Origin of the sequence: Solwaraspora sp. WMMA2080, from assembly GCF_027497395.1 — a bacterium.
Taxonomy (GTDB): domain Bacteria; phylum Actinomycetota; class Actinomycetes; order Mycobacteriales; family Micromonosporaceae; genus Micromonospora_E.
Genome location: NZ_CP114910.1, coordinates 1,971,333 through 1,995,630 on the forward strand (window position 1 = coordinate 1,971,333; position 24,298 = coordinate 1,995,630).

Annotated in this window: 19 protein-coding genes and 2 pseudogenes; 8 read left to right on the forward strand and 13 right to left on the reverse strand. The window is 70.1% G+C overall.

The features are described 5' to 3' along the window. Positions 1-94 precede the first annotated feature (94 nt). From aceA to O7543_RS08930, 4 genes are all read left to right on the forward strand, one after another. Entirely contained in the window at positions 95-1,432 is a 1,338-nt protein-coding gene (aceA, locus tag O7543_RS08915; protein ID WP_281554256.1) for an isocitrate lyase, read from the forward strand. Further along, the gene (aceB, locus tag O7543_RS08920; protein WP_281554255.1) at positions 1,429-3,033 is read left to right on the forward strand and encodes a malate synthase A; all 1,605 of its coding nucleotides are present in this window, start codon (positions 1,429-1,431) and stop codon (positions 3,031-3,033) included. Before aceA ends, aceB begins: the two co-directional genes overlap by 4 nt. 562 nt (positions 3,034-3,595) lie before the next feature. Further along, positions 3,596-4,648 carry a patatin-like phospholipase family protein gene (locus O7543_RS08925; protein WP_281554254.1) on the forward strand — a complete coding sequence of 351 codons (1,053 nt, stop codon included), beginning with the start codon at positions 3,596-3,598 and terminating at the stop codon, positions 4,646-4,648. Further along, entirely contained in the window at positions 4,648-7,197 is a 2,550-nt protein-coding gene (locus tag O7543_RS08930; protein WP_281554253.1) for a hypothetical protein, read from the forward strand. The genes O7543_RS08925 and O7543_RS08930 overlap by 1 nt, the downstream gene beginning before the upstream one ends. A 23-nt stretch (positions 7,198-7,220) precedes the next feature. Here O7543_RS08930 and O7543_RS30180 read toward each other — a convergent pair. From O7543_RS30180 to O7543_RS08940, 3 genes and pseudogenes are all read right to left on the reverse strand, one after another. After that, positions 7,221-7,301: pseudogene (locus tag O7543_RS30180) on the reverse strand (hypothetical protein); the annotation flags it as partial. A gap of 2 nt (positions 7,302-7,303) precedes the next feature. Then, positions 7,304-7,480: pseudogene (locus O7543_RS08935) on the reverse strand (tryptophan synthase subunit beta); the annotation flags it as partial. Between the two features lie 304 nt (positions 7,481-7,784). Then, positions 7,785-12,044 (reverse strand): carbohydrate-binding protein, encoded by a 4,260-nt coding sequence (locus tag O7543_RS08940; RefSeq protein ID WP_281554252.1) that lies wholly within the window; start codon positions 12,042-12,044, stop codon positions 7,785-7,787. Between the two features lie 323 nt (positions 12,045-12,367). Here O7543_RS08940 and O7543_RS08945 point away from each other — a divergent pair, with 323 nt between their 5' ends. Further along, positions 12,368-13,015, forward strand: a complete 648-nt coding sequence (locus tag O7543_RS08945) for an MOSC domain-containing protein (RefSeq protein WP_281554251.1) — start codon at positions 12,368-12,370, stop codon at positions 13,013-13,015. A 161-nt stretch (positions 13,016-13,176) separates the two neighbouring features. Here the strand turns inward: O7543_RS08945 and O7543_RS08950 are convergent, their stop codons facing one another. The 4 genes from O7543_RS08950 to O7543_RS08965 all read right to left on the reverse strand — a co-directional run bounded on the left by O7543_RS08950 (position 13,177) and on the right by O7543_RS08965 (position 16,934). Next, the gene (locus O7543_RS08950) at positions 13,177-13,356 is read right to left on the reverse strand and encodes a hypothetical protein (RefSeq protein ID WP_281554250.1); all 180 of its coding nucleotides are present in this window, start codon (positions 13,354-13,356) and stop codon (positions 13,177-13,179) included. Positions 13,357-14,137: 781 nt separating this feature from the next. After that, entirely contained in the window at positions 14,138-15,418 is a 1,281-nt protein-coding gene (locus O7543_RS08955) for a glycosyltransferase (RefSeq protein WP_281554249.1), read from the reverse strand. Continuing rightward, positions 15,415-15,876, reverse strand: a complete 462-nt coding sequence (locus O7543_RS08960; RefSeq protein ID WP_281554248.1) for a MarR family transcriptional regulator — start codon at positions 15,874-15,876, stop codon at positions 15,415-15,417. The genes O7543_RS08955 and O7543_RS08960 overlap by 4 nt, the downstream gene beginning before the upstream one ends. A gap of 143 nt (positions 15,877-16,019) precedes the next feature. Further along, complete coding sequence (locus O7543_RS08965) at positions 16,020-16,934, reverse strand: SDR family NAD(P)-dependent oxidoreductase (protein WP_281554247.1); 915 nt, start codon at positions 16,932-16,934, stop codon at positions 16,020-16,022. Positions 16,935-17,021: 87 nt separating this feature from the next. Between O7543_RS08965 and O7543_RS08970 the strand changes: the two genes are divergently transcribed. Continuing rightward, complete coding sequence (locus O7543_RS08970) at positions 17,022-17,597, forward strand: TetR/AcrR family transcriptional regulator (protein WP_281554246.1); 576 nt, start codon at positions 17,022-17,024, stop codon at positions 17,595-17,597. 10 nt (positions 17,598-17,607) lie between these two features. Here O7543_RS08970 and O7543_RS08975 read toward each other — a convergent pair whose 3' ends face one another. The 4 genes from O7543_RS08975 to O7543_RS08990 form a co-directional block, all read right to left on the reverse strand. Further along, complete coding sequence (locus O7543_RS08975) at positions 17,608-19,083, reverse strand: ATP-binding protein (RefSeq protein WP_281554245.1); 1,476 nt, start codon at positions 19,081-19,083, stop codon at positions 17,608-17,610. A 153-nt stretch (positions 19,084-19,236) separates the two neighbouring features. After that, positions 19,237-20,412 carry a helix-turn-helix domain-containing protein gene (locus tag O7543_RS08980; RefSeq protein ID WP_281554244.1) on the reverse strand — a complete coding sequence of 392 codons (1,176 nt, stop codon included), beginning with the start codon at positions 20,410-20,412 and terminating at the stop codon, positions 19,237-19,239. After that, complete coding sequence (locus O7543_RS08985; protein WP_281554243.1) at positions 20,409-20,678, reverse strand: hypothetical protein; 270 nt, start codon at positions 20,676-20,678, stop codon at positions 20,409-20,411. The genes O7543_RS08980 and O7543_RS08985 overlap by 4 nt, the downstream gene beginning before the upstream one ends. Next, on the reverse strand, positions 20,675-20,818 hold the full coding sequence (locus tag O7543_RS08990; RefSeq protein WP_281554242.1) for a hypothetical protein: 144 nt from the start codon (positions 20,816-20,818) through the stop codon (positions 20,675-20,677). Before O7543_RS08990 ends, O7543_RS08985 begins: the two co-directional genes overlap by 4 nt. A 281-nt stretch (positions 20,819-21,099) precedes the next feature. On the opposite strand from O7543_RS08990, the gene O7543_RS08995 reads away from it, so the two are divergent. Both O7543_RS08995 and O7543_RS09000 read left to right on the forward strand, forming a co-directional pair. After that, positions 21,100-22,458, forward strand: coding sequence for a hypothetical protein (locus tag O7543_RS08995; protein ID WP_281555536.1), 1,359 nt, complete (start codon positions 21,100-21,102; stop codon positions 22,456-22,458). Then, a complete protein-coding gene (locus tag O7543_RS09000) occupies positions 22,455-23,018 on the forward strand; it encodes a flavoprotein (RefSeq protein WP_281554241.1) in 564 nt (187 codons plus the stop codon). Before O7543_RS08995 ends, O7543_RS09000 begins: the two co-directional genes overlap by 4 nt. A 155-nt stretch (positions 23,019-23,173) precedes the next feature. Here the strand turns inward: O7543_RS09000 and O7543_RS09005 are convergent, their stop codons facing one another. Together O7543_RS09005 and O7543_RS09010 are read right to left on the reverse strand one after the other, a co-directional pair. Further along, a complete protein-coding gene (locus O7543_RS09005) occupies positions 23,174-23,566 on the reverse strand; it encodes a hypothetical protein (protein WP_281554240.1) in 393 nt (130 codons plus the stop codon). A 10-nt stretch (positions 23,567-23,576) separates the two neighbouring features. After that, positions 23,577-24,296, reverse strand: coding sequence for a DUF624 domain-containing protein (locus tag O7543_RS09010; protein WP_281554239.1), 720 nt, complete (start codon positions 24,294-24,296; stop codon positions 23,577-23,579). Positions 24,297-24,298 lie beyond the last annotated feature (2 nt).

Genomic DNA, 24,298 nt, shown 5'->3' on the forward strand with positions numbered 1-24,298 from the left:
GCCGACGACTTTTCAGTAATTGGCTACTTCCGTCTCTCGACCAGTCGCCGGCGTCGTGTGACCGTTGGTCGCACGCCACCCGAAGGAGACGACGATGCACACCGCAGTGGAGACCGTGCAGAGCGCAGTGGATCAGTTGCGACACGAATGGGACACCGACCCGCGCTGGCACGGGGTGCGGCGCAGCTACCGCCCCGCCGACGTGGTGCGGCTGCGCGGCGCCATCACCGAGGAGCACACCCTGGCCCGGCACGGCGCCCGGCGGCTGTGGCAGCTGCTGCACAGCGAGGACCACGTCCACGCCCTCGGCGCGCTCACCGGCAACCAGGCGGTGCAGATGGTCCGGGCCGGGCTGAAGGCGATCTACCTGTCCGGCTGGCAGGTGGCCGCCGACGCCAACCTTGCCGGGCACACCTACCCCGACCAGAGCCTCTACCCGGCGAACTCGGTGCCGGCGGTGGTCCGCCGGATCAACAACGCGCTGCTACGGGCAGCGCAGATCAGCACCGCCGAGAGCGGTGCGGACGGCGCCGGACCCGACAGTGCCGGGCCGGGCGGCGGGGACGGCCCGGCGACCGACTGGCTGGCCCCGATCGTCGCCGACGCCGAGGCCGGCTTCGGCGGCGTGCTCAACGCGTACGAGCTGATGACCGCGATGATCGCGGCCGGCGCGGCCGGGGTGCACTGGGAGGACCAGCTGGCCGCCGAGAAGAAGTGCGGCCACCTGGGCGGCAAGGTGCTGATCCCGACCGGCGCGCACATCCGTACCCTCGAAGCCGCCCGGCTGGCCGCCGACGTGGCCGGCGTGCCGAGCGTGGTCATCGCCCGCACCGACGCGCAGGCCGCCACCCTGCTCACCACCGATATCGACGAGCGGGACCGGCCGTTCGTCACCGGCGAGCGCACCGCCGAAGGCTTCTACCGGGTGCGCAACGGTATCGAACCGTGCATCGCCCGAGGCCTGGCCTACGCGCCGCACGCCGACCTGCTGTGGATGGAGACCAGCACCCCGGACCTGGAGGTCGCCCGCCGGTACGCCGAGGCGATCAAGCGCGAGTACCCGGACCAGCTGCTGGCGTACAACTGCTCGCCGTCGTTCAACTGGCGCAAGCACCTCGACGACGCGACCATCGGCAAGTTCCAGCGGGAGCTGGGCCACATGGGGTACAAGTTCCAGTTCATCACCCTGGCCGGCTTCCACGCGCTGAACTACTCGATGTTCGACCTGGCGCGCGGCTACGCCAGTGACGGGATGAGCGCGTACGTGTCGCTGCAGGAGCGCGAGTTCGCCGCCGAACCGGCCGGCTACACGGCGGTGAAACACCAGCGGGAAGTGGGTACCGGCTACTTCGACCTGATCTCGACGGTGCTCAACCCGGCCGGCGAGACCACCGCGCTGCGCGGCTCGACCGAGGAGGAGCAGTTCGCGTGAGGTACGAGATTCTCGGTCCGATGGCCGACCGGTTCGACGAGGTGCTCTCCGCCGAGGCGCTGGAGTTCCTGATCGCCCTGGACGGCGAGTTCGCCGCCCGGCGGGTGGCGCTGCTGGACACCCGCCGCGCCCGGCGGGCCCGGTACGCCTCCGGCCAGCTGCCCGACTTCCTGCCGGAGACCGAACACATCCGCACCGACCCGACCTGGCGGGTCGCCCCGCCCGCACCCGGGCTGGTCGACCGGCGGGTGGAGATCACCGGACCGACCGACCGGAAGATGACCGTCAACGCGCTGAACTCGGGCGCGAAGGTGTGGCTGGCCGACTTCGAGGACGCCACCAGCCCGACCTGGCGCAACGTGATCGGTGGGCAGCTGAACCTGATGGACGCCCTCGACCGGCGGATCGACTTCACCGACGAGCGCGGCAAGCGGTACGCCCTCGGCGAGGAGCCGGCCACGATCGTGGTCCGTCCACGCGGCTGGCACCTGGTGGAGAAGGGCATCGTGGTGGACGGGCGGCCGATCTCGGCAAGCCTGGTCGACTTCGGGCTGTACTTCTTCCACTGCGCCCACCGGCAGCTCGACGCCGGCGCCGGGCCGTACTTCTACCTGCCGAAGTTGGAGAGCCACCGCGAGGCGCGGCTGTGGAACGACGTGTTCGTCCTCGCCCAGCGCCGGCTCGGCCTGCCGCAGGGCACCATCCGGGCGACCACGCTGATCGAGACGATCACCGCCGCGTTCGAGATGGAGGAGATCCTGTACGAGCTGCGGGAGCACTCGGCCGGGTTGAACGCCGGCCGGTGGGACTACATCTTCAGCATCATCAAGAACTTCGGGCAGTGGCCGGACTTCGTGCTGCCGGACCGCGCCGAGGTGACCATGACGGTGCCGTTCATGCGGGCGTACACCGAACTGCTGGTGCGGACCTGTCACCGACGCGGCGCGCATGCCGTCGGCGGGATGGCCGCCTTCATCCCCAGCCGGGACCCGCAGGTCAACGAGGCCGCGCTGGGCAAGGTGCGGGCGGACAAGCAACGCGAGGCCGGCGACGGCTTCGACGGCTCCTGGGTGGCCCACCCGGGCCTGGTGCCGACCTGCCGGGAGGTCTTCGACGCGGTGCTCGGCGACCGTCCGCACCAGGTCGACCGGTTGCGCGAGGAGGTGGCGGTGACCGCGACCGACCTGCTGGCCGTGGACAAGACGCCCGGCCAGGTGACGGCGGCCGGGGTCCGCGCCAACGTCGCGGTGGCGCTGCGGTACGTCGATGCCTGGCTGGGCGGTGCCGGCGCGGTGGCCCTGTGGAACCTGATGGAGGACGCGGCGACCGCCGAGATCGCCCGCTGTCAGGTCTGGCAGTGGCTGCACCACGGCACCCCGTTGGCCGACGGTGGATGCGTCACCGAGGACCTAGTCCGGTCGGTCCTGGCCGGGGAGCTGGTTGCGCTGGTCGACGGGCGGGACGGTCCGGACCGCGACCGCGCCGAGGCGGCGGCCCGGATCGTCGAGGAGACGGCGCTCGGCGAGGACCTGCCGGCGTTCTTCACCACCGAGGCGTACGCCCGGCACCTGTCCCCCGCCGCGCTGACAAACCAGCGCTGACGCCGCCCCGCGGTCACTGCGGATCGCGAACAGCCGCCAGCCACCGGCGGCGGACGAAAGGGCAGGTCGGACGATGCCTACCTGCCCACATATGTGCACAATGGAGGCAAACTGGGACCACCTTCCCGACTTGCACCGTCGCAGGCTGGCCGACTGCTGCGAACGAATCGGCGTACCGCTCACCGACGCGCACTGCGCGCTGGCGGACGCCCGGGCGAGCGCCGCACTGCTGCGGTCGTACCTTGCCGGCGGCGCAGGCCACTCCCGGCGCCCTGGCCGCGGGCATCACCTCACTCGGTCGGGGTACCTGTCGAGCTTGATGCCAGAGATGCATCAGCATGCACCTGTGGCATCAGGTCCCCGTCGGCGGATAATGAGTATTCTTCGCGAAGGGACGCCGAATTAGAAGATCAATTCTGGGGCGGCCCCACCTCGTCTCCGACATCTGCGAATACTCGCATTTGCCGAACAGATCCACCTACTGGCAACATAGATAGAGTGAGTCCATCGTCGATGGTGTCGCCCACCGGTCACGGCTCCGCCAATAAGGTCGGTTGAGATCGTGGGCGAGTCACCGGACGCCATCGAGATGCAGCCCTGGGACGCCGAGCACCCGGTGCTCAAGATCATTCGGAAACGGCGCGACTCCGGCAGCCGGCCCGGTGCCCGCGATCACGGTGACACGGCGAAGGTCGGCCTCGCGGTCGAGGGTGGCGGGATGCGGGGAGTCGTCTCGGCGTCGATGCTCGCGACGCTGGAGGACCAGGGTTTCAGCGACGCGTTCGACGCGGTGTACGGCTGCTCGTCCGGCGCGGTGAACAGCGCCTATTTCCTCGCCGGCGGGACCTGGTACCCCGTTTCGATCTACTACGACGATCTGACCAGCCGCCGGTTCATCGACTTCACCCGCGGCCTGCGTGGCGGGAACATCCTCGATCTCGACTACGCGTTCGGAGAGATCGTCGAGATCATCAAGCCGCTCGCCTATGACCGCGTTCTGGCAGCCGACCTCCCACTTCATGTAGCTATCACCGATGTCGATGCAATTTCCACCCGGCTGGTATCCGATTTCTCCGACCGTGCCGACCTCAAGGCAGCGCTGCTGGCCTCCGCCTGGCTGCCGATCGCCGTACGGGGAACGGCGCAGTTCCGAGGCTGGCGGGCTCTCGACGGTGGCGTGGTCACCGCGCTGCCGTTCCGACTCGCGCTGCGCGACGGATGCACCCACGTGCTCTCCCTGAGTACCCGGCCCATGCGCAGCGGCAATGGCGGGCTCGGTCTGCAGCACCGGTACACCTGCCGTTACCTGGAGAGAATCAAGGAAGGGCTGGGTGCCGCCTACCTGGCCTCGGTCCGGCAACGGCTCCGCGACCAGGTCGACCTCGCCGCCCGGCGCGGCACCGCGAGCCAGCTGCCGCCGTACGTCCTCGACCTCGCCCCGTTGCCCGAGGACACCGAGGTCAAGCGGCACGAACTGCGCTCGCACCTGCTGATCAGCGCGGCGCGCCGGGCGTACTCCCTGATGTACTGCGCGGTCGAGGGACGGCCGGTGGATCTGCTCCGGTCGGGACGACTGCACGCGGTACCCCGTCTGATGGTCGTGGACCAGCGCTGATGGCCGGACAACCGACCCTCGACCAGTTGGTCGAGGAGCTTTCCCGACCACCCACGCCGCCCGGTCCGGAGCTCGACCGGCTGGCGAAACTGCTGCTGCCGGCCGGCGGTGAGTCGGCCGCCGGGCGGCGGACGACGGCGACGAACCGACCGACGGCCGATGACCTGACCTCCTGGCGGGCGCTGCTGCGTGACGTGCCGTTCGATCAGCGGTCCTTCGACGACCGGTTCCGCCCAGGCAGCTGGAAGGCGGTCCTCGACGGACTGGCGCGGCACTGCGACCGGCTCGCCGATGGTGCCGCCGACCTGCCGCCGCCGCGTCGGCAGACGGTCGGCTTCCTGGCGCTGCTGTTGATCACTCTGACCGGCCTGGCCGAATCGAGTGACCGCCGAACCGCCGCCGCGCCGGCCCGGGCGGGTACCACCGACGGGAGCACACCCCCACCCGGTCACGACTGTCCCGGCGTGTGCGGGCGTCTCGTCCGGCAGCGGCCGGTACGCGAGACGATCCGCGAGCTGTACCGGCCGGTCGGCGGACCGCTTCCGGACCATGCCGGTCAGGATGCCGTCGCGGGGTCCGAGTGGACCGCCGGAGTCGACTTCGACACCCTCGAATTCCATGAGCACGGCACCACCTCGCTGATCCTGCGCGGGTCCGGCACGCGACGGGGCGGGCTGCGTCGACCCTTCGCCCTCAAATTGATTCTCTACCCGTACCTGCGGATCCCGCGCATCGCGAGCACGACGAAGGCGTACGCCGGGCTCTACGATCTCGCCGGTGCCCAGGCGGAACATCTGGTCGCGGTCTGGGCCAGCTCGCACAGCTGGATCCTGATGGACTTCGTCGCCGGGCGTCCGCTGCACGAGGTGTGGCGGGAACGCACCGCGCGACGCCGCACCGCGCGACGTGCCCGCCCCGGACGCTCGGCGACATCCGGCGACGACCAGGGCCTCGGCGAGACCTCGGTCGACCGGTTCGCGCTCCTGGCCGACCTGCGGGACTACGGCACGGCCGCGTTCCTGGCGCTCGCGGAGCTCGACCGGTTCCTCAACGCCGGCAACCACCCCACCGAGCCGACCAGGCGGGGGCACGGCGACCTCGCCCCGTCGAACATCATGGTGACCTACCGGGACGGCCGACCCGTTTTCCGGCTGATCGACATCGGCGCGAACTACCTGTACACGTACGCCTTCGGCGCACTCGAAGGCCCGGACGGACAGTTCGTCGCTCCTGAGGTGAAGGCCGACGGGACGGCGGGTGACAAGTCCGACGTCTATTCGCTGGGCAAGTTGCTGACCATGTTCGGTGGCGGGGAACCGGGTGATGTCGTTCCAGACGAGTTCTACGCCCACGCGCCGCTGCTGGCCCGGTTCATCGAGGACCTCATCGACACCCACCCGGACCATCGGTTGCTGCTGTTCTCGCCGGACACCGACCCCGCCGAGCGGCACGCCGCAGCCGGTGAAGAACAGCAACCGGCACCGGACGTCTCCCGGTACGCCCGACTCCACGACACGTTCGCTGCGGAACTCGACGCCGAGGCGGCCCGGACGCCGCCGACCGACGACCGGCTGGTCCGAGGCACCTGGGAACTGTTCCAGACCCGACTGACCCTCGGACTGTTCCGACCACTCGCCGGTGCCCCCGGTCAGCTGCGTCGCATCTACCGGACGCGCCGGGCTGAGCCGGGTGCCGCCGGCCGTGCGTCGGCCCTCGCCGCAGCCCGGTTGCTGGCCTGGTCCTGGCTCTCCTCCGTGGCCTGGGCGGTGACCTGCGCCATCACCCTCATCTGGATCATCCGGCAGTTCGACTGGTCCTGGGGCAACCGGATGGTGGAGTCCCTGCAACGGATGCTGGGCGGCTCGGAAGATCACTTCCCGGTCCTCGACTCGCTACGCGCTCCCGGGTACTCGATACCGGACATCGAGGCGAACGCGCCGGCCCTGCTGGTCGGTCTGACGTACGCGATGGTGTCGGCGAAGTACTACCACAACATCTTCGCCAGCATGAATCCGCTGGCCGCCGGCTGGCGGGCCGGCGGCCTCACCGTCCGCGCAGCCCTCGCCCAGTTCGCCATCCGGATACAGACGGTCACCGGCGCTGTCCTGGTGCTGCCGATCGTGCTCTACGACCCCCGGCTGTGGCCGATCAACAGCGCCATCGGCCAGACCCTGTCGCTGTTCACCAACAGCGCCGTCCTCCTGTTCGCCCGACGTGCCCTGGCGGACGCACGTCGGCGTGGGCTGAGCACCGTACCGCCGAGCGACGCGAAGGTCACCGGGCTCGCGTCGTTCGCGGAGTGGACGCCGTCCTCGCTGTTCTACGCGGGGATCGTCTGGACGATCGGGCTCGCGGTCTACCAGGGCGCGCTGCAGGACGTGTACGTGTACGCCTTGTCCGTGGCGTCGATCAACCTCTTCCTCTTCTACATGATCAAGTGTGGCCGGGGAGCGGCCGAGGTCAGGACCGCGCTCACCCGGGCCACCGGGGCGGCCGAGCGGCTGCGGAGCCGGTCGGCGTGCGGTTGGCGTACCCAGGAGACCTGGTAAATCGCGGGACGGCCGGCGAACTCACGCAGTCGCTCCAGCCGCAGCGCGTGCTCGCCCGGCGCGATTCGCAACTGGGCTGCGGCGCGAGCCGACGAGAGCCGCACCGATCGACGAAACCGGCGAAGGTGCCGGCGGTGTTGGAGCCACCGCCGACGCAGGCCACGACGTGGTCCGGCACCGCGTTGACCAGCTCGCGGGCGCACTGGCCACGCGCCTCGTCGCCAATGACCCGTTGGAAGGTCCGCACCATCCACGGATACGGGTACGGACCAATCACCGAGCCGGCGCAGTAGAGGCGATCCGCTTCCACGACGACACCGGCTGGGGTCGCTACCGGCCCTGGGCGCGCCCGGTCCTGCTGCTGACGCGGGACCGGCCGGCCGACGCGGCGACGGCGCTGCGGCAGACCCCGGACCCAGCGCGCGACCCGTTGGCCGAGGCGTTGTGGTGCCTCACCGCACAGGCCGCGATCGCCCTCGACGACCGTACGGTGCTGCGCCGCGCCCGGACCGCGCTCACACCGGCCGTCGACGAGCTGGCCGGGGCCGGCAGACATGATCGGCGCGGGACGGGCGGGCGGAGCGGGATCAGCAGGCACCAACCCGTTTCCAGGGGCCCCACCCGGAGGCGGCAGGTTGCTGGTCCCGCGTCCACCACTGTGCGGTCCACAGCTGCCCGTCATGCTCGACGGTCTCGCCGCCGGTGTAGATCCACGACGACGTCCACTCCGGGTAGAAATCGCTGCCGCAGTGCTGGTAGGCACCGAGCTCGGCCCAGGCACCCCGCTGCGTGGCACCCGGTACCTGGTTCCTCGTCCACCACTGGGCCTGGTACGCACGGCCGGCGTGGTACACGAGATCACCCTCGGTGTAAACCTGCGACGGCTCCCAGGTGGGTACCACCGGCGTCCAATGGGCGTACAGCGTCGCCGCGGTTTGGGCCAGGGCCGACACCTCGGTCGCGGCGGTCACCGTGGTGCCGCTGCCGTCGGCGGCAGTGTTCCAACCGGCGAACTCGAACGCGGGCCTGCGCAGACCGGTGCCCGGCGCGTCCAGACCAGCATCGGTCCGCAACAAACCATTGCGCGCCTCGGGTGCCGTGCCGATGCCGCCGTTGACGTCGTACGACACGGAGTAGACCCCCTCGACCGCAGCGGCCCACGACAGCATCGGCGACTGGTTGTTGGTCGCCCGCAGCCGGATGGTCACCGGTCCGGCCGCGGCCAGGTCGATGTCGTAGCTCAACACCCTCGACGGCGTGGCGGTGTCGAGGGTGACCTGCGCTCCGACCTGGTGCGCGGCACCGTCATAGTCCAGGAACACGTCGTAGCCGCGACTGTTGCCGGGCCACCAGGAGTGGCTGCCCGCCACGATCGTGTGGCGACCCGCCGGCAGGGTGAAGGTGTAGCTGAGGATCGCCCCCACCTGGTTGGCCGTGTACACCCCCGTGGTGGTCGTCTTGCTGTAGTCACCAGCGACGATCCCCTTGTACCGGATGTCACGGTCGCCGGCGGCGTTGTACGCCCCGAGGCCCCAGGTCGCATCGCCTTCGAGGACCTGGTCGGGTGCGCCGTTGCGCAGATCGTCGCCCAGCAGTTCGGCGACCGCCGCGTGGGCCGGCGAGTTGTAGCCCAGGGTGCCGGTTGCGGTCCCGTTGACGTCCGCGAAGTACCTCAGCCCTGGCGGCACGACCTCGACCCAGGCGGTCGTGGTGGCACCACCGTGGCTGCCCCGGACGGCGACCGTCGTCCACGCCTGGCTGACGTCGAGTCCGTCGAGATCCCAGGTCACCGCGAGATCCCGGGTGGTGCCGTCGGTGAGCGCGGCGGGCAGCGTCGCCGGCAGGTCGCCCGGCACCTGGCCGAGGAAGGTCGCCCGCCAGACCTGCGGCAGCGCGGCCACCCGATTGGCCAGCGGGTAGCTGGCCGCCTGAAGCCGGGAGACGATCTGCCGGGCGCCCTCCCCGTCGAGCCGATAACCCGCCGGGTCAGCCACCGCACGACCGGCCATCGCGATGGTGGACTGCAGCAGCGCCCAGTCCCGGTCGGTGAAGTCCTCGGTCCGCTCGATCCGCGAGGCTACCGCCAACGCCTGGCTGACAGCATCGCTCGACGCCGGCTCGGTTGCCGGCGTCCCCAGGACACCGACCGAGTCGACCACCAGCGTCCCGGCGATCACCTCAAAGGTCACAGTGTGCCGACCCCACGGCAGTCCTCGCACGGCCACGGTCTGCTGGAAGTTGGTGACGGACCTGGTCGGCAGGTTCGTCGCGACGAGTTCGCCGTCGACCCGCACGTCGAGCCGGGCGCTGCCGTCGTTGACTCCCATGACGTCGATCCCGGAACCGGTGAACGTGTACGCGAGGGAGGCACCGGGCCCCCGACTGGTCGACGACGAGCGATGATACTCGTACATGCTGCCGCCGTTGGCGTGCCGCCAGTCTCCGCTGTAGGCGAGCCGGGCGGCCGGCGGGTCGGCCAGGTCGTTCATCTCCAGGTTGTCGAGGAGTTCGCGGTAGTACGGCAGGTGGCCCGGCACCCGCTCGATCGTCAGGTTGTCGAACCGGGTGTGGTGGAAGCCGCTGGCGAGGTCGACGCGACCGGACAGGTACGGCAGGTCGTCGGTCCAGCTGAACACCTGGTCGCCGTTGACGAAGCCGGTGATCTGGTGACCGGCGACCCGGATCGCCAACCGGTGCCAGGCGGTGGCGTCGAATCCGGCGACGGTCCCGCCGGAGATCGTCCTACCGGTACGGCGGAACTGCCAGGTCCCGTCGGAGGCCAGCAGCAACGCATAGGGTGTGCCGCTCAGACTGTGTGAGCTGCCGCCGCCGGTCGAACGCGCGCCGATGGCCGCGTAGTTGTCCGACGCCGGGCCCCGGTCGAACCGCACGTCGACGCCCGCCTGGTAGTTGGTCCAGCGCAGATCACCGACGCCGGTGACGGGATCGGCGCTGTTCCAGGCACCGCCGACACCGGTCGTCGCCCGGTCGATCTGCTGGCGCAGCACGTTGTTCCCGTCGCCGGTCCGCACCGTCTCGAAGGCACCGTTCCGGTCCCAGGTGTACAGCGGGATGGCGCCCGTGTCGCCGCCACGGGAGTCGATGAAGCTCTCGGTCTGGCTCGTGACGACGCCACCCGGACCGATCACCGGCACGGTCCGGCCGACGTAGTCGAAGTCGTCGGCCCACAGCACGCCGTGCTCCGGGTCGGCGTCGAGCACCGTGCGCTCGCCCTCGACCGGAAGCGGCGTGGCCCACTCCGGATCTGCGGTGACGTCGAGCGAGGTGACGGTGACGATGGAGTATGGTTCGACGCTGACCTGGTAGCCGCCGGTGACGCCGGGTACCGCATCGGCGACGTGGCGCTTGTAGTTGGCGTCGAACGCCTCGCCGCCGCCGGTAGCCCGGGTCTGCCAGACGGCGAGTTTCGGGTCGACCCCTAGATCGAAGCCGACCGGCGTGATCTCATAGGTCCGTGCGTACTCGGAGTCGTTGACGATCACGGTCGAGAAGTCCGACCGGTCCGGCGCGGCCATGGTGAGGTAGTTGGGCTGACCGTTGCGCCCGACGACCGGGTTGGTGCCGGTGGCGGTGGAGGCGCTGGCCTGCGGGACAGCCCGCCAGACCCCGGCGGTGTTGGAGTCGTTCTCCCAACCGGTCTGCGCGAAGCTGGTGAAGTGCTGCAGCACGGCGAGTCCCGCGTCGTAGTGAATCCACCCTGACCACGGGTCGCGGGCGGACACGAGCTCCTTGAAGGAGTACTGACCGCCTTCGAAGAACGAGCCGATGGCGGGTTGGTAGACGAAGTGCGTCCGCCGCGACATCACGAAGCCCTTGACGATGGTGTTGGCCATCTCCAGCGCGCTGCCCGTGCCGCCGATGCCGGTGCCCGGCACGGTCGGGTCTGCCGTGTTGTTGTTCTGTCGGAAGGACGAGTTGCTGAAGGTGGCCTGCGCTTCGCTGTTCCAGATTTCCTTGTCGAACTGCTCGGCAAGCCGGGTGAAGTTCTGCTGACCGTCGTCGTTCGTGTTGTAGTGGTAGCCGGCCACCGCGACTGCGTCGCGCAGCTCGGCGTCGCCGACCATCGCGCCGCCGAAGCTGCCGATGCCGACCTCGTCGGAGATGACGACCTGGATCTGGTGGTAGAGCTGCGCCTCGCCGGGACGGAAGCCGGCCAGTGCGGGATCGTCGCTGACGTAGCCGGTGGTGTCGCTGCGCACCTGGTTCGCGTACTGCTTGGTCCAGGTGAGATCGGCCGTGTGCTCGTTCACCCCGGGGTTGACGTAGTCGACCATGAAGCCGTACTCGCGGTAGGCCGCCAGGATGGTGTTCTTGTACCAGGTGTAGATCTTGTCGTTGGTGTTCGCCCACGCCGGCGCGTTCCACCGCAGGATGCTGACCTTGACGTCGGGGTTGACCTTCCTGGCGTCGGCGGCCAGTTGGAAGCCCGGGTGCCGGGCCACGTTCGCCGGCTCCGTCTCCCGGCGCATGGTGGCCGGGTCGGGTCCGGTCGAGTTGTTCCGGTCGTTGCCCATCTCGATCTTGACGTGGCTCATGACGGGTCGGTCGCCCCCGAAGAGAACCCGCAGCAGCCGCGCGTAGGTCTCGGGGTGCTGGGCCTTGTAGTCCATCAGCACGGCGCTGGTGCTGTTCGCGCTCAGCACACCGAAGCCCTTGAAGGTCAGGCCGTTGACGTTGTCGGCCGCGACGAGGCTCGCGTCCACGGTGATGTCGACGGTCGCCGCAGCCGCAGGTGCAGCCGCAGCGGTAGACGTACCACCGACCAGTTGAGCTGGCGCGATCATCCCGAGCACGAGCAGGGCTGCGACGGCCGATCCACGTCCCATGAATGTCTCCTTCTGCCGACCGCATGTTTCTGTCCGATGCACGGCTGGTCTCGCGACAGTAAATCGATCGAAAGACACCAGTCAATAACAGGAATGAACAGACTCGATCGCGTCCGATCACAATCGACCACACCGCACGGGCCAGGTGCGCCCTCAGGTAGTCCCGGTTGGCATCGTGGTGCCAGTAACCGCAGCCGGCCGCCCTGCGCGGCGGCGCAAGGTGGTCACAAAGAAACAGAACCGATCACGAAGCTTCAGTCGGCGGGAACGCGGTCGGCCAGACAGCAGGCGACGACGCGAAAAAGCTCTGGCACACTACGGGCATGGACCGGCCCACGGCGCACACCACGGCGCCCCGTCACCTGCCCGCCGCCGAGCTCACCGCCGGGCTCACGGAGGTGGCCCGCTCCCCACGCGGCTCCGGCAGGTTGGACCTCGTGGTCCGCCGGCCAGCCGTCGACGAGCGGGAGCTGCTAGCCGAAGGGACGCTCGACATCACCGACGGGCTGGTGGGCGACAGCTGGGCGCAGCGCGGCAGCTCGAAGACCAGTGACGGGTCGGCGCACCCGGATCGGCAGCTCACCGTGATGAACTCCCGGCTCGTCCGGCTGGTCGCCGGCGACGACCCGCAGCACTGGGGGCTGGCCGGCGACCAGCTCTTCGCCGATCTCGACCTGCACACCGACGCACTGCCCGCCGGCACCCGGCTGGCGGTCGGCGACGAGGCGGTCATCGAGGTGACGGCCGAACCGCACAACGGGTGTGCGAAGTTCGCCAACCGCTACGGGCGGGACGCGCACAAGCTGGTCTGGAGTGAGCAGGGTCGCCAGGCCCGGCTGCGTGGCCTCTACGCCCGCGTCGTGGTCGGTGGCGTCATCCGGCCCGGCGACCAGATCCGCGTACTCGGCACGGCGGCCGACGCCACCGAGGGAACCGCCATGACCCTCAACCCGCCGGTTCAAGGGGCATAGCGGTTCCCTCGTCGTGAGGCGCCGGTCGTCAGCCCGGTCGCCGTCGCCAGCCGGGCAACGCCGGCAGTGTCCGGCCCGCACCGGGCAATCTCCGCCACGAGGGTACGGGCGGAGGGCCGGCAGCGGATCTCAGCCGGTACGACGCGGTCCGCCTCGACCAACTACCGTCCCCCCGCTTTGAAGTCGACGGCGGCCGGTCCGAAACTCGCCTGCAGGTAGTTCGGGCCGTCCCCGATCTGCCTGGTGACCTCATCAGCCTGTGCGATCAGCTCGTCGACGCTGCAGGTTTCACCGCAGCCGGCGGCGGCCAACCCGGCCTGCAGCAGCAACGTCCCGTACACCTCCCGGACCTGCGGCGACGCGGCTCCGCCGCTCGACCCGGCACCGGATACACCACATCCACCGGCACATCCGCACGCTGAAACCACTTCCCGTACACGACACCCCCTCAACGACCCGAGCAGGCCGCCAGTGCGATGCAATCCGCTGTGGATGGATGATTCAAGTCCCAGCGCAGCCGCGCCTACTACAGCGTCCGCCTCGGCCTCTTGTTGCTGGTCGAAGGTAACCAGACTGATGCCTGCCAGGTCGTTGCCACGGCACTGCCGCTGTTCACGTCCGTCCGCTCCAGCCGACCTGCCTCACTATCGCCCGCATCTCGTAGACCTCTAGAGGAGTCCTCCCGGCCCGGCTTCTCCACCATCGTCGTGGAGATCAGCACCGACGTAGTCGGCTATGCATACGGGCACACCTTCGCCCCTGACGCGTGGTGGCCAGAAGCAGATCACGAACCCTCAGGGACGACGGGACTCGATGAACTCGCCGTCCTCGAACTGGGGCCGGCAACCCGTCGCGGTCGCCTACCCACCGGGGGCGAAGTCCAGTGTGTCCGGCCGGGTCCAGCGGCACACCGGCCACGAGCACGCCTACATCATGGAGGGTGAGCTGACCTTGCCAGGTCGGCTTCCAGGAGGTCGTGCTCGGCGCCGGGGACAGCATGGTGTTCGACTCGTCCCGCCCGCACCTGCTGGAGAGCCGCAGCGACCGGGCCGTGCACGCGATCTGGTTCATCGTGCGCCTGAACCCGACTCGGGACCGTGAACGTCGACTATTCGGGGTCGGTCACGCCGCTGCGGCTTCGATCCGCGCCACCGCGCTCGCGACGCCGTCCTCGGCCGTGAGCCGCCGCCCCAACCCGGCCGCCGCATCCCGGACATCGACGTCGGTGCTGACCTGGCGGATCGCGGCCGCGAGCCGCTGCGCGGTGATCGTCGACTGCGGAACCGGGGCGCTGCCCGCGCCGAGCGCCGCCACTCGCCGACCCCAGAAGAACTGGTCCAGGATGAACGGGCAGATCACCGAGGGCCGGCCGGCGCGCAGCGCGGCGGCGGTGGTGCCGGCACCGCCGTGATGCACCACGGCGGACACCCGGGGAAACAACCAGTCGTGCGGTGCCTGGGTGATGGGCAGGACGTTGCCCGGCAGGCCAGCCGCGTCCAGCCCGCCCCAGCCGGTGGCGACGATGCCGCGTACGCCGGCCAGGCGCAGCGCTTCGGCGACGACGCGGGTGAGGCGCTGCGGATCCCGCCCGGCCATGCTGCCGAAGCCGACGTACACCGGTGGGTCGCCGGCGTCGAGGAAGTCGACCAGTTCGGCCGGTGGCTGCCAGCCGGTGGCATCGTCGAGGAACCAGTATCCGGTGAGCTGGGCGTGCCCGGGCCAGTCGGCCGGGCGCGGCAGCACATGACCGCTGACCGCGTGCAGCACCGGGATCGGCCGCCCGTCGGGCAGCCGGGTGGCCAGGGCCGCACCCCTACGTCGGGCCAGGCACAACGTCTCCTGGCGGAAGGTGTTCACCATGCCGTCGTACATCCGGTAGCCGGCACCGACGAGCCGGTAGGTGAGCCGGTTGTACGCGCGGCCGAGCGGCAGCGCAGGTGCGCCGATCAGCGGGAAGTCGCCGGTCGCCACGGACATCGGAACGGGGACCGCCTGCACCGCCGGCGCGCCGAGTTTCTCGGCGACGTGCGGGCCGGCCAGCGCCTTGGGGTGGTAGACGATCACCTGCGGGTCGGCCTGGCGGGCCGCCTGCCAGACATCGGCCAGCAGGCCCCGGTTGATCGGGTTGGCCCGCCGGGCCAGCCGGATGTTGGTCTTGACCGAGCCGAGAAGTCCGGTGGTGTCCTCCATCGCGGCGCGACCCGCCGCCGAGTCGAGCAGTTGCAGGATCTCGTCGCCGAGGTGGCCGTACGCCAGGCCGTGGTCGGTGACGAAGGACCGGAATCGGGCGCAGGTGGCCAGGGTGACGTCGTGACCGGCCGCCCGCAGCCCGGTGCCGAGCGCCAGGTACGGCTGGACGTCACCGCGAGACCCGACGGTGACGATCAGGACCCGCACCGTCACACGTCCCGTTTGGTCTGGCGCCGGAACTCCTCCATCAGCGCGGGCGTCCGTTCGATCATGAAGGTGTAGAAGTCGCGGGTGTGCCGGAGCCGGTCCGCCTCCGGGGCGTCCGCGTCGCCGACGAGATCGATGCCACGCTGCATCAGGTCGATGAAGGTGCGCATCTTGTCGGTCGGGTCGATCGCCCGGGCGAAGGCGTCCGGGTGCATCTCGTACGCGTGGCCCCGGCCGCTGGTCGGCACCCGGCGCACCATGCCGGACTGCTCCAGCGCCCGCATCCCGGCCGAGACGGATGCCTTGGACAGCCCGACCGCCTCGCACAGTTGCGCGGTGGTCTGGCCCGGCGGGTCGCAGATCAGCAGCCAGCCGAGCAACTTGCCGAACGCAGGGGTGGTGCCCATCTGGGCGAGGGCGACACCGACCTCTTCGGCGTACCGCCGCCCGGCGTCCGGATCCACGTGCATCTCCTTCCTCGCCGAGAACGCCCCATCATGAGGACCGCCACCATCGAAGAACGCCATCATCACGAATGTTCAGGACTTCCCGAACATCAACCGTAACATGGCAGCTGGTGAGGCGACCCGGACCGGCCCCACCCGACTCAACGGCGGGCGAGCGCCTGGTCGATCAGTTGCTCGCTGTCGTCCCAGAGCCGCCGCGCCCGGGCGACGTCGTATGACTCGGGTGACGACGGGGCGACCTTCGGACCCTCCAGGTACGCACCGGTGGTGCCGTCGAACCGGGCGTCGCTGACCAGGTCGGCCAGGTGCCGGGCGGAGGCCCGGGAGCTGCGCGCGCCGGGCAGCAGCGCGCTGATCAGCGGGGCGGCCATCCGAAAACCGGTCCGAGCGAGCGTCGGGTAGTCGCGGGAGAGGCTGGTGTCGGGCATCAGCCCCGGGTCGTACGCGTTGACGCTGATCGGCCGTCCGTCCAGTCGGCGGGCGAGCTCGTAGACGAAGTAGATGTTCGCCAACTTCGAGGTGGAGTAGCGGACCCGGCCCGCCGTCGGGGTGGCGTCGGCGTCGGACGGGTCGGCGAGTTCGCGGGCGCTCGTCCAACGCGGCTCCGGGAAGCCCATGCTCTTCTCCCGCCAGTGGGTGCCACTGCTGACGATCGCAATCCGGGCCCCGGCGGCCAGGTCGTCGAGCAGTCCGGTGACGAGCAGGTGATGACCGAGGTGGTTGGTCGCGAAGGTGAGCTCGTAGCCGTCGGCGGACCGGCGTACCCCGTCGATGACCTGGATGCCGGCGTTGCCGACGATGGCATGCAGCGGCGGACGCTGCCCGGACCGGCGCAGTTCCTCGGCCGCGTCGGCGACCGATCGCAGGTCGGCCAGGTCGATCCGGAGCAGTTCGAGGCTCGCCGCAGGGGTCCGGCGACGGATCTGCCGGGCCGCCGCTTCTCCCCGGCTCTCTGCCCGGTGACCGAGCACGACGTGCCAGCCCTGGGCGGCGAGCCGCCCGGCGACGCGCAGCCCGAGGCCGGTGGTGGCCCCGGTGATGACGACGGTTCTCATCAGAGTGAACCCTTCGACAGGTTGACGTTGTCAACCTGACCTTACGTCGCCCAGGTTGACAGCGTCAACCTGATCTAGGATCGGACGATGAGCACCCGGGACGACCTCGTCGCCGCAGCGACCGCACTGCTCGACGAGGGCGGCCCGGAGCGGGTCACCCTGCGGGAGGTTGGACGTCGGGCCGGGGTGTCACACAACGCGCCGTACAAGCACTTCACCGACAAGCAGGCGCTGTTGGAGGCCGTCGCCATCCAGGAATTCGACCGGCTCGAACGGGTCATGACGGCGACACCGACGCCACGGACCGAGGCCGCCGCGCTGCTGCGACACGTCCTGCTCGACTACGTACGCTGGGCACAGCACCATCCGCGACGGTTCGCGCTGGTCTACGGGTGGTCGATGCACGCCTCCGCCGACCTGCACGAGCGGGCCGGCGCCACCTGGCGGCGACTCGTCGAGCTGACCGCCGAGGCCCAGGCGGCCGGGGCCCTGCCCGCAGGTGACCCGGAACGGGCCGCCGCTCTGGTCCGCGCGCTGGCGCACGGCGCCGCCGATCTGTCCATCAGCGGCCACCTGGCGGCCGACGGAAAGGGCCGCGCCAGCGCCGAGGACCTGGTCGAGGACCTGCTCCGGGTGCTACGTCAGGCCGAACGGTCGAGCTGACGTCGTTCGCTCAGGATCGGTTCGCCGCGTACAAGCGATCCAGGTCGACGAGCTGGACGCCGGGGTCCGTGGCCGCCACGGCGCGAAGGTCGTCGGCGAAGCCGCCGCCGCTGAACAGCAGCAGCCGGCACCGGTCGGCCCGGACCCCGTCGCGACCGGCCAACAGGCTACGGATGTGTACCAGGCGTCGCAGGTGACCGGTCCCGACGGCCTCCTGCCACTTGGCCTCGCCGATCGCGCGGAGTTCCTCATGGCCCTGCTCGTCACGGCTGAATACCGCCACGTCCACCTCGTGCCGCGTGCGGGCGGCGGGGTCGTTGACGACACCGGCAGCCACCCGGGTCGGAACACCGCCAAGAACGTCCGGATCGGCTTCCCACCGGGCCCATTCGCGGCAGATCGTTTCGAAGTGCGGCCCGACGACCTTGCTCAGGAACGTGCGCTGCAGCCGGGGCCAGACCTGCCGGGACCGACCCGAGCGCTCCAGGTCGCCCCACGCCGGCCGCATTACGGCGTGGTAGAAGACGAGCAGTGGCTCGGCAATCCGGTAGACGCCCCGGTTGCTCTTGAACGCGTCGGTCTCCCGCACGACCAGGCCGACGTCCTTTAGTACACCCAGCGGCTGGGCCAGGTCGGACGGCTGCCGACCCAGGAAGTTGGCGATCTCCCCACGCCGGGTACGACCGTCCGCGATCGCCGCCAGCACCGAGTGGTACAACGCGGGGTCGCGGATGTCCGGCTCCTCCGCCAACAGGTAGCGGGCCTCCCGGAACAGCGGGCGGGCCGGGTTCAACACGGCACGCACCACCCAGTCGTCGAAATCGTCCGGCCCGGCCGGTGAGTCGTCCTGCGTGAACTCGTGCCGATAGGCGGGGGTGCCGCCGACGATCGCGTTGACCTGTAGGGCGGTGCGTGGGTCGGCGATCCCCCAGAACCGGGCCGCAGACCGGTAGTCCAGAGTCCGGACCACCAACTCCAGGCCGGCCCGTCCACGCAGCGGCGCGGCGCCGGACAACAGGTTGCCCATGAACGACAGCGCCGAACCGCACAACAGCAGCCGTACCTGGGTGTTCGACCGCTGTCCCGCCGGGTCGAGCGCCCGCTGGATGATCGAGGGCAGCGCCGGACTGACGCGGGCCAGGAACGGAAACTCGTCGATCACCACCGGCAGTGGCCCGGCAGGGGCGAGTGTCATCGTCCGGGTGACCGCCTCGTCCCAGTCCGCAAACCGCAGCGGCGTCGCCTCACCCAGATAGTCACCGAGCGCCTCACCGTACTGGCGCAGCGCGTCAGCCTCGGACGACTCGGTAGCCGTGAACAAGAACCCGCCAGCCGCCCGTACCAGCGCGTCGAGCAGGAACGTCTTGCCCTGACGACGACGACCGGAGACCACTCCCAGCGTGGCCCCGCCCTGCGGCAGGCGCGCGAACCGGACCAGCTCGTCCCACTCGACCTCACGGTCGAAAATCTCCGCCGGCTTCTCCACCGCGCTGGCGACCGAACGTGCGCGTACCGAGGCATGGATCAGCGCTTTCCACCTCGCCGAGGAACGCGGTGACGCAGCCCACCCGGCTGACGCCGACGAGGGAACCTGCATTGTCGAAGAACTGGCGGGTTGAGGGTCATACAGGTTCCCTCGTCACGAAACGCCGGTCGTCAGCCCGAGCGCCGTCGCCAGCCGGGCGACGCCGGCCGTGTCCGGCCCGCACCGGGCAATCTCAGCCACGACCGTACGGGCGGAGGGCCGGCAGCGGATCTCAGCCGGTGCGACGCGGTCCGCCTCGACGAGCCACCGTCCCGCCGCCGCGAAGTCACCGACGCCGAGGTGTGCCCGCGCGGCATCCACCAGGTACGCCGCCCGATGCTCGGCCGGCAGCCCACGCCATGTCAGCTGCCGGGTGGCAGTCTCGTGCCGGCGTACCGCCTGCCGGGCGTCGCCCGACTCCACGGCCGCCACGACGTGCGCCAGCTCGACGGCCGCCGGGCCGAAGCTCGCAGTACGGTAGTCCAGCCCGTCACCGATTCGGCCAGCGACGTCAGCGGCCCGGCCGAGCAGCTCGTCGACGCTGCGGGTTTCGCCGCAGCCGGCAGCGGCCAACCCGGCCTGCAGCAGCAACGTCCCGTACACCGGGCCGCACTCGACCGATGCCGTCGCGATGCGGTCGGCGGCGGCGACCGTCGTCGTCATCGCCAACCGGTCCTGGCCCAACCCGCGCAGCGCCTGCCCGAGCGGCACCGCCGCCGACCCGGCCAGCACCGGATCACCGCCGGCCACGGCAAGCGCCCGATCGGCCGCCAACCAGGCCAGCTCAGGTTCACCGACCTTGACCAGCACGAGCGCGATGATCCGGTACGCGCGCACCAACAACTCCGCCCCAGGCCCAGGCCGGGTGGCGTGCAGCCGCCGGGCGGCGTCCAGCAGCTCCGGTGTCATCCGCAGCAGCCGGGGATAGTCGCCGTGCTGGTACGTCGACCAGGCGTGCTCGACCTGCTGCGTTGCCTCGCGTTCCACGGCCGGGCCGCTGTCGGCGGCGGTGAACACCTCGTAGCTGGCCAGCGCCGCCCGGACCGCCGCCACCCCGTCGACCGCCCCGCCATGCTCCGATGGCCGGGCCGGGCCGATCAACTCCGCCGGGTCGACCCGCAGCACCTCGGCGACCTGCCGGATCAACGAGAACCGGTCCAACCGCCGGACACCACGCTCGACCTTCTCCACCCAGCTCTTCGACCGGCCGATCCGGTCGGCGAGCACCTGCTGGGTCATCTGCCGGCGGACCCGCCACAAGGCGACCCGACGCCCGACGGCCACGCTCATCGCCTGCCACCCGCGTCGATCCAGGTCCACGACACGAAGCGTTCGTACAACTCGGCCGGGTCGGTGATCCTGGCCTCCTCGGCGGCGACGGTCAGCAGCTCACCGACGTCAATCGACAGCGCCAGCGGCTCACCGACGTACGCCTCCGCCAACTGCGTCCGACCCGGCGGACACGGCCACGGCGTCCCGTCCGGACAGACCGCGCAGCACCACGACGGACGCACCGGCTCGTGCACCGGCCCTTTGCCGGTTCCGGGTGTCCTCATCGCAGGTAGTGCCGGCCGGCGTTACCACCCCGGCGCTGCGCCCGATCGGTACGGGTCGCCGGCCGACGGTCCGGCGGCGGCACCGTACGGTCGGCGTACCGCTGGCGGCCCGGCACCGGATAAACCACATCCACCGGCACGTCCGCACGCTGAAACCACTTCCCGAACACGCTGCCCCCTCAACGAGAGTTGGAAGGGCGGCGACCCGAGGTGGCTCTCCACGTCAACCCCGAGCCGCCGCCCGGCACCCGCCGCCGCAGCTCAAAGGCGTGCACGGCGGCGGGGCCACATGTCCAGGTTGGCCGGTTGAACCCTCAGCGGAAATGTCCGCACGGTGCACTGACGGTGCACGTCCGTGAACCTACGTACGGTTACGATCAGCGGCACGCACCTGAGCCTTGCCCGTCGAAAGGACGTGCAGATGACGACCGTGAGTGCCTGGACCGGTTGGGAAGCGAACGCGCTACGCAAGGCACTACGAATGAGTGTGACCGACTTCGCCGAGCATCTCGGGGCAGCGCGACGTACCGTGGCGAAGTGGAGCAGTCGAGGCCGTGACATCCAGTTGCGTGCCGAGATGCAGGCGGCGCTGTGCACCGTCCTGGCCCAAGCGTCGGCGGAGGCTCGTCAGCGTTTCGCACAGCTCTGCGATGCGAGCACCAGCGGTGCACCCACGGGTCAGTCAGCTGCCCTCGTCGCACTCCACGCCGGTTGTCTGGCTCATACTGACGGCGGAGGCAATCCCGATCTTGACCAGGATGAGAACGTGCGGCGCAGAGATTTTCTGACCGATACGGCTGTCAAAGGCGCCGCCGCGATCCCGACCGTGGCGCACCTGCTCGACGTGCTGTTGTCTCCCGGCCGTGATGCTGCCGGACCTGGTTCACCCAACTCCGCGCAGGACCTCGCCGCCCAGGTCGCTCAGGTCAAGGGTGACTACCAGGCATGCCACTACGGGCGCACCCTCGACCGGCTCGTGACCCTCCTCCCAGCCTTCACCGCAGCGAGATCGCAGCAGGCAAGCGAGCGTTCCGTACTCGATGCACTCGCCGCCGACCTCTACCACGTCGTCGGTAGCCTGCTGCTGAAGCACGGCGACACCTCGATGGCGCTTGTGGCAGCCGAGCGCAGCACCCGATACGGACTCGACAGCGGCGATCCTCTCGCGATCGGCACCAGTGCACGGATAATGACCCACGCGCTGATGAGCAACGGCCACACCCGACAAGCTGTCACCTTCGCGCAGGTATCCGCCACTACCGTCAGTGACGTCACCGGGCTCGACTCCAAACACGCCCTCGCCGTCTACGGCGCGCTCCTGCTCCGTGGCTCGATCGCCGCTGCAAGGATCGAAGACCGCGACGTTGCCGCCACCATGCTGGACGAGGCGACTCAGGCCGCCAACCGGCTGGGGCACGACGGCAACGACCGGTGGACCGGCTTCGGCCCTACCAACGTGCTGCAGCACCGGGTCAACGTTGCACTCGCCCTCGGCGACGCCGGCACCGCCATCACCTACGCTCGCCAGGTACAGATCGACAAGATCATCCTCAAGGAACGCAAAGCAGCCTTGTTGGTCGACGTCGCACAGGCGTACGCCCAGTGGGGACGTCATGAGCAGGGGCTGTCAGCGCTACGGACCGCCTTCGGGATCGCGCCGGAGGAGATCTGTGCCCGCCCGGCGGTGCACCGCATCGTCGAGAACCTCGCCGCTCTGTCACGCGGGCACCTACGAAGCCACGTCACCGAGTTCGCCGCCAATGCAGGGATTCGGCTGTGACCTCAGGACACCTCCGGATTGTTGTGTGCGGTGCTGGGCCCGCCGCCGATGTTCTCCGACTCGTTGAAGCGGCACAGGAGCAGTCGTGGGCGACGACGGTCGTCGCAACCACCAGTGCACTCGACTTCATCGACGCCTCCGCCGTCACCGGGCTGACCGGCAACCCCGTACGCAGCACCTACCAGACCCCGGACGTCGGCGGCCGGCGGACCTTGCCACCGGTGGACGCGGTGATCATCGCACCCGCGACGTACAACACAGTCAACAAGCTCGCCTGCGGCGTCGCCGACACCTACCCGCTCACCTCAACCGCCGAACTGATCGGACGCGGTGTCCCCACCGTCATCGTGCCGTTCGTCAACGCCGCACTGGCCGCCCGTGCACCCTTCCAACGCTCCATCGCCGACCTACGGGCCGAAGGCGTCCGGGTCATCTCCGGCCCGGACGACGACTGGACACCACACCCACCAGGCACCGGCACCGACCGACGTGCCGCGTTCCCGTGGAGGAAGGCGTTTCAGCTCGCCGTCGAGCCGGACCAGCATCGTGCTCGCCCGTAGCGAAACTCGGCAGTGACGAGGAGACACGTGACCCGTCATTCACCTGCCGGGAGCACCTGTATGACCAAACAGGTGCTGTCGTCAGTGCAGGCGATCTCCGAGCCGCCGGAAGGTGTCCTCGATCGCCGCGCGGTCCAGGAGCGGATCAGCGGCGCTCACGCGACGTTCAATTCCTGCGGCGATACGTAGACTCCGCGACGGCGGAACGCCGCCGGGGCGTGCACCACGGCGTCGACCCGGGCGGCCCGGGTGTTGAACGGGAACCAGAACCGGCGCAGTGATCGTGCCTCGACCCATGCCGGTGCCCCGCGACCATCCTTGGTCGCCAGGTGTTCCGTCAACGCGGCCAGGAACACGTCCCAGTGTTCGTCACCGGTGACAGCCGGCTCCTGCTCCAGCAAAGCGGCCCGCTCCTGCGCCGGCTCCCAGCGGTGCTCCTCAAGGAACTCCGCCACCAACCGCCACCGTCGCGCCTCGTCAGCGCCGACGAGCAGCGCGCCCAGCCCCGCCACCGTCAGCGGCTCGTAGCTCTCATCGTTACTCCGCACGCCCTCGACGCTAGTACGTCCGAGGCGATTCAAGGGGCAGGGCATCGGACAGTGCGGCGCGGCTGTTGACCCAGACGACCAGCAGCGCACAGCCGGGCAGCGTCGCCAGCGCCAGCAGCGGCGCCTGGTTGACCGACAGCAGGGCGGCCAGCAGCACGACCAGGCTGAGCAGGCCCAGCGGCGCCCGGCGTACCGCCGACCAGGCCGCGGCCCGGACGGCCGCGCGCATGCCCAGGCCCGGGGCCAGCTCGACCATGGCCAGTAGCAGCACCGTCGTGGCGGCCACCAGCACGGTCAGCACCACCAGCAGCGGTACGAGCACCGCCGCAGTGCCGGCGTCGTGCAGCCAGACGATGTCGGTCACCAGGACCGCCACCAGCGCCGTCGCCGCCGCCCAGCGCCGCGTCGCTGCGGCGAAGTTCCGCCGGTACGCGCGGACGTACTCGCGTACCGGTGCCCGGTCGTCGTCCTCGGCCCGCCGCAGGTAGCCGAACGCTGCGGCGACCGCCGGCCCGATGCTGACCGACAGCAGCCCGAAGAAGACCGGGTAGCGCCACGGCTGGGCGACCACGGCCAGCGCGACCAGCAGCGGCAGGTTGGTGACGGCCAGCCCGAGGTTGACCACCAGCACCCGGTGCACCAGTGACCAGATCGTTGACCAGGTGTCCGCGCCGACGTTGACCCGCGCGGCCAGCGAGGGCCGCAGCGGTTGCCGGACGGGTTGCCGCACCC

Coding starts and splice junctions, on each gene's coding strand:
- O7543_RS08930 (WP_281554253.1), top strand. CDS start 4,648: ATGGCCGGACAACCGACCCTCGACCAGTTGGTCGAGGAGCTTTCCCGA.
- O7543_RS08980 (WP_281554244.1), bottom strand. CDS start 20,412: ATGAGCGTGGCCGTCGGGCGTCGGGTCGCCTTGTGGCGGGTCCGCCGG.
- O7543_RS08995 (WP_281555536.1), top strand. CDS start 21,100: ATGACGACCGTGAGTGCCTGGACCGGTTGGGAAGCGAACGCGCTACGC.
- O7543_RS08940 (WP_281554252.1), bottom strand. CDS start 12,044: ATGGGACGTGGATCGGCCGTCGCAGCCCTGCTCGTGCTCGGGATGATC.
- aceA (WP_281554256.1), top strand. CDS start 95: ATGCACACCGCAGTGGAGACCGTGCAGAGCGCAGTGGATCAGTTGCGA.
- O7543_RS08970 (WP_281554246.1), top strand. CDS start 17,022: ATGAGCACCCGGGACGACCTCGTCGCCGCAGCGACCGCACTGCTCGAC.
- O7543_RS08945 (WP_281554251.1), top strand. CDS start 12,368: ATGGACCGGCCCACGGCGCACACCACGGCGCCCCGTCACCTGCCCGCC.
- O7543_RS08965 (WP_281554247.1), bottom strand. CDS start 16,934: ATGAGAACCGTCGTCATCACCGGGGCCACCACCGGCCTCGGGCTGCGC.
- O7543_RS08985 (WP_281554243.1), bottom strand. CDS start 20,678: ATGAGGACACCCGGAACCGGCAAAGGGCCGGTGCACGAGCCGGTGCGT.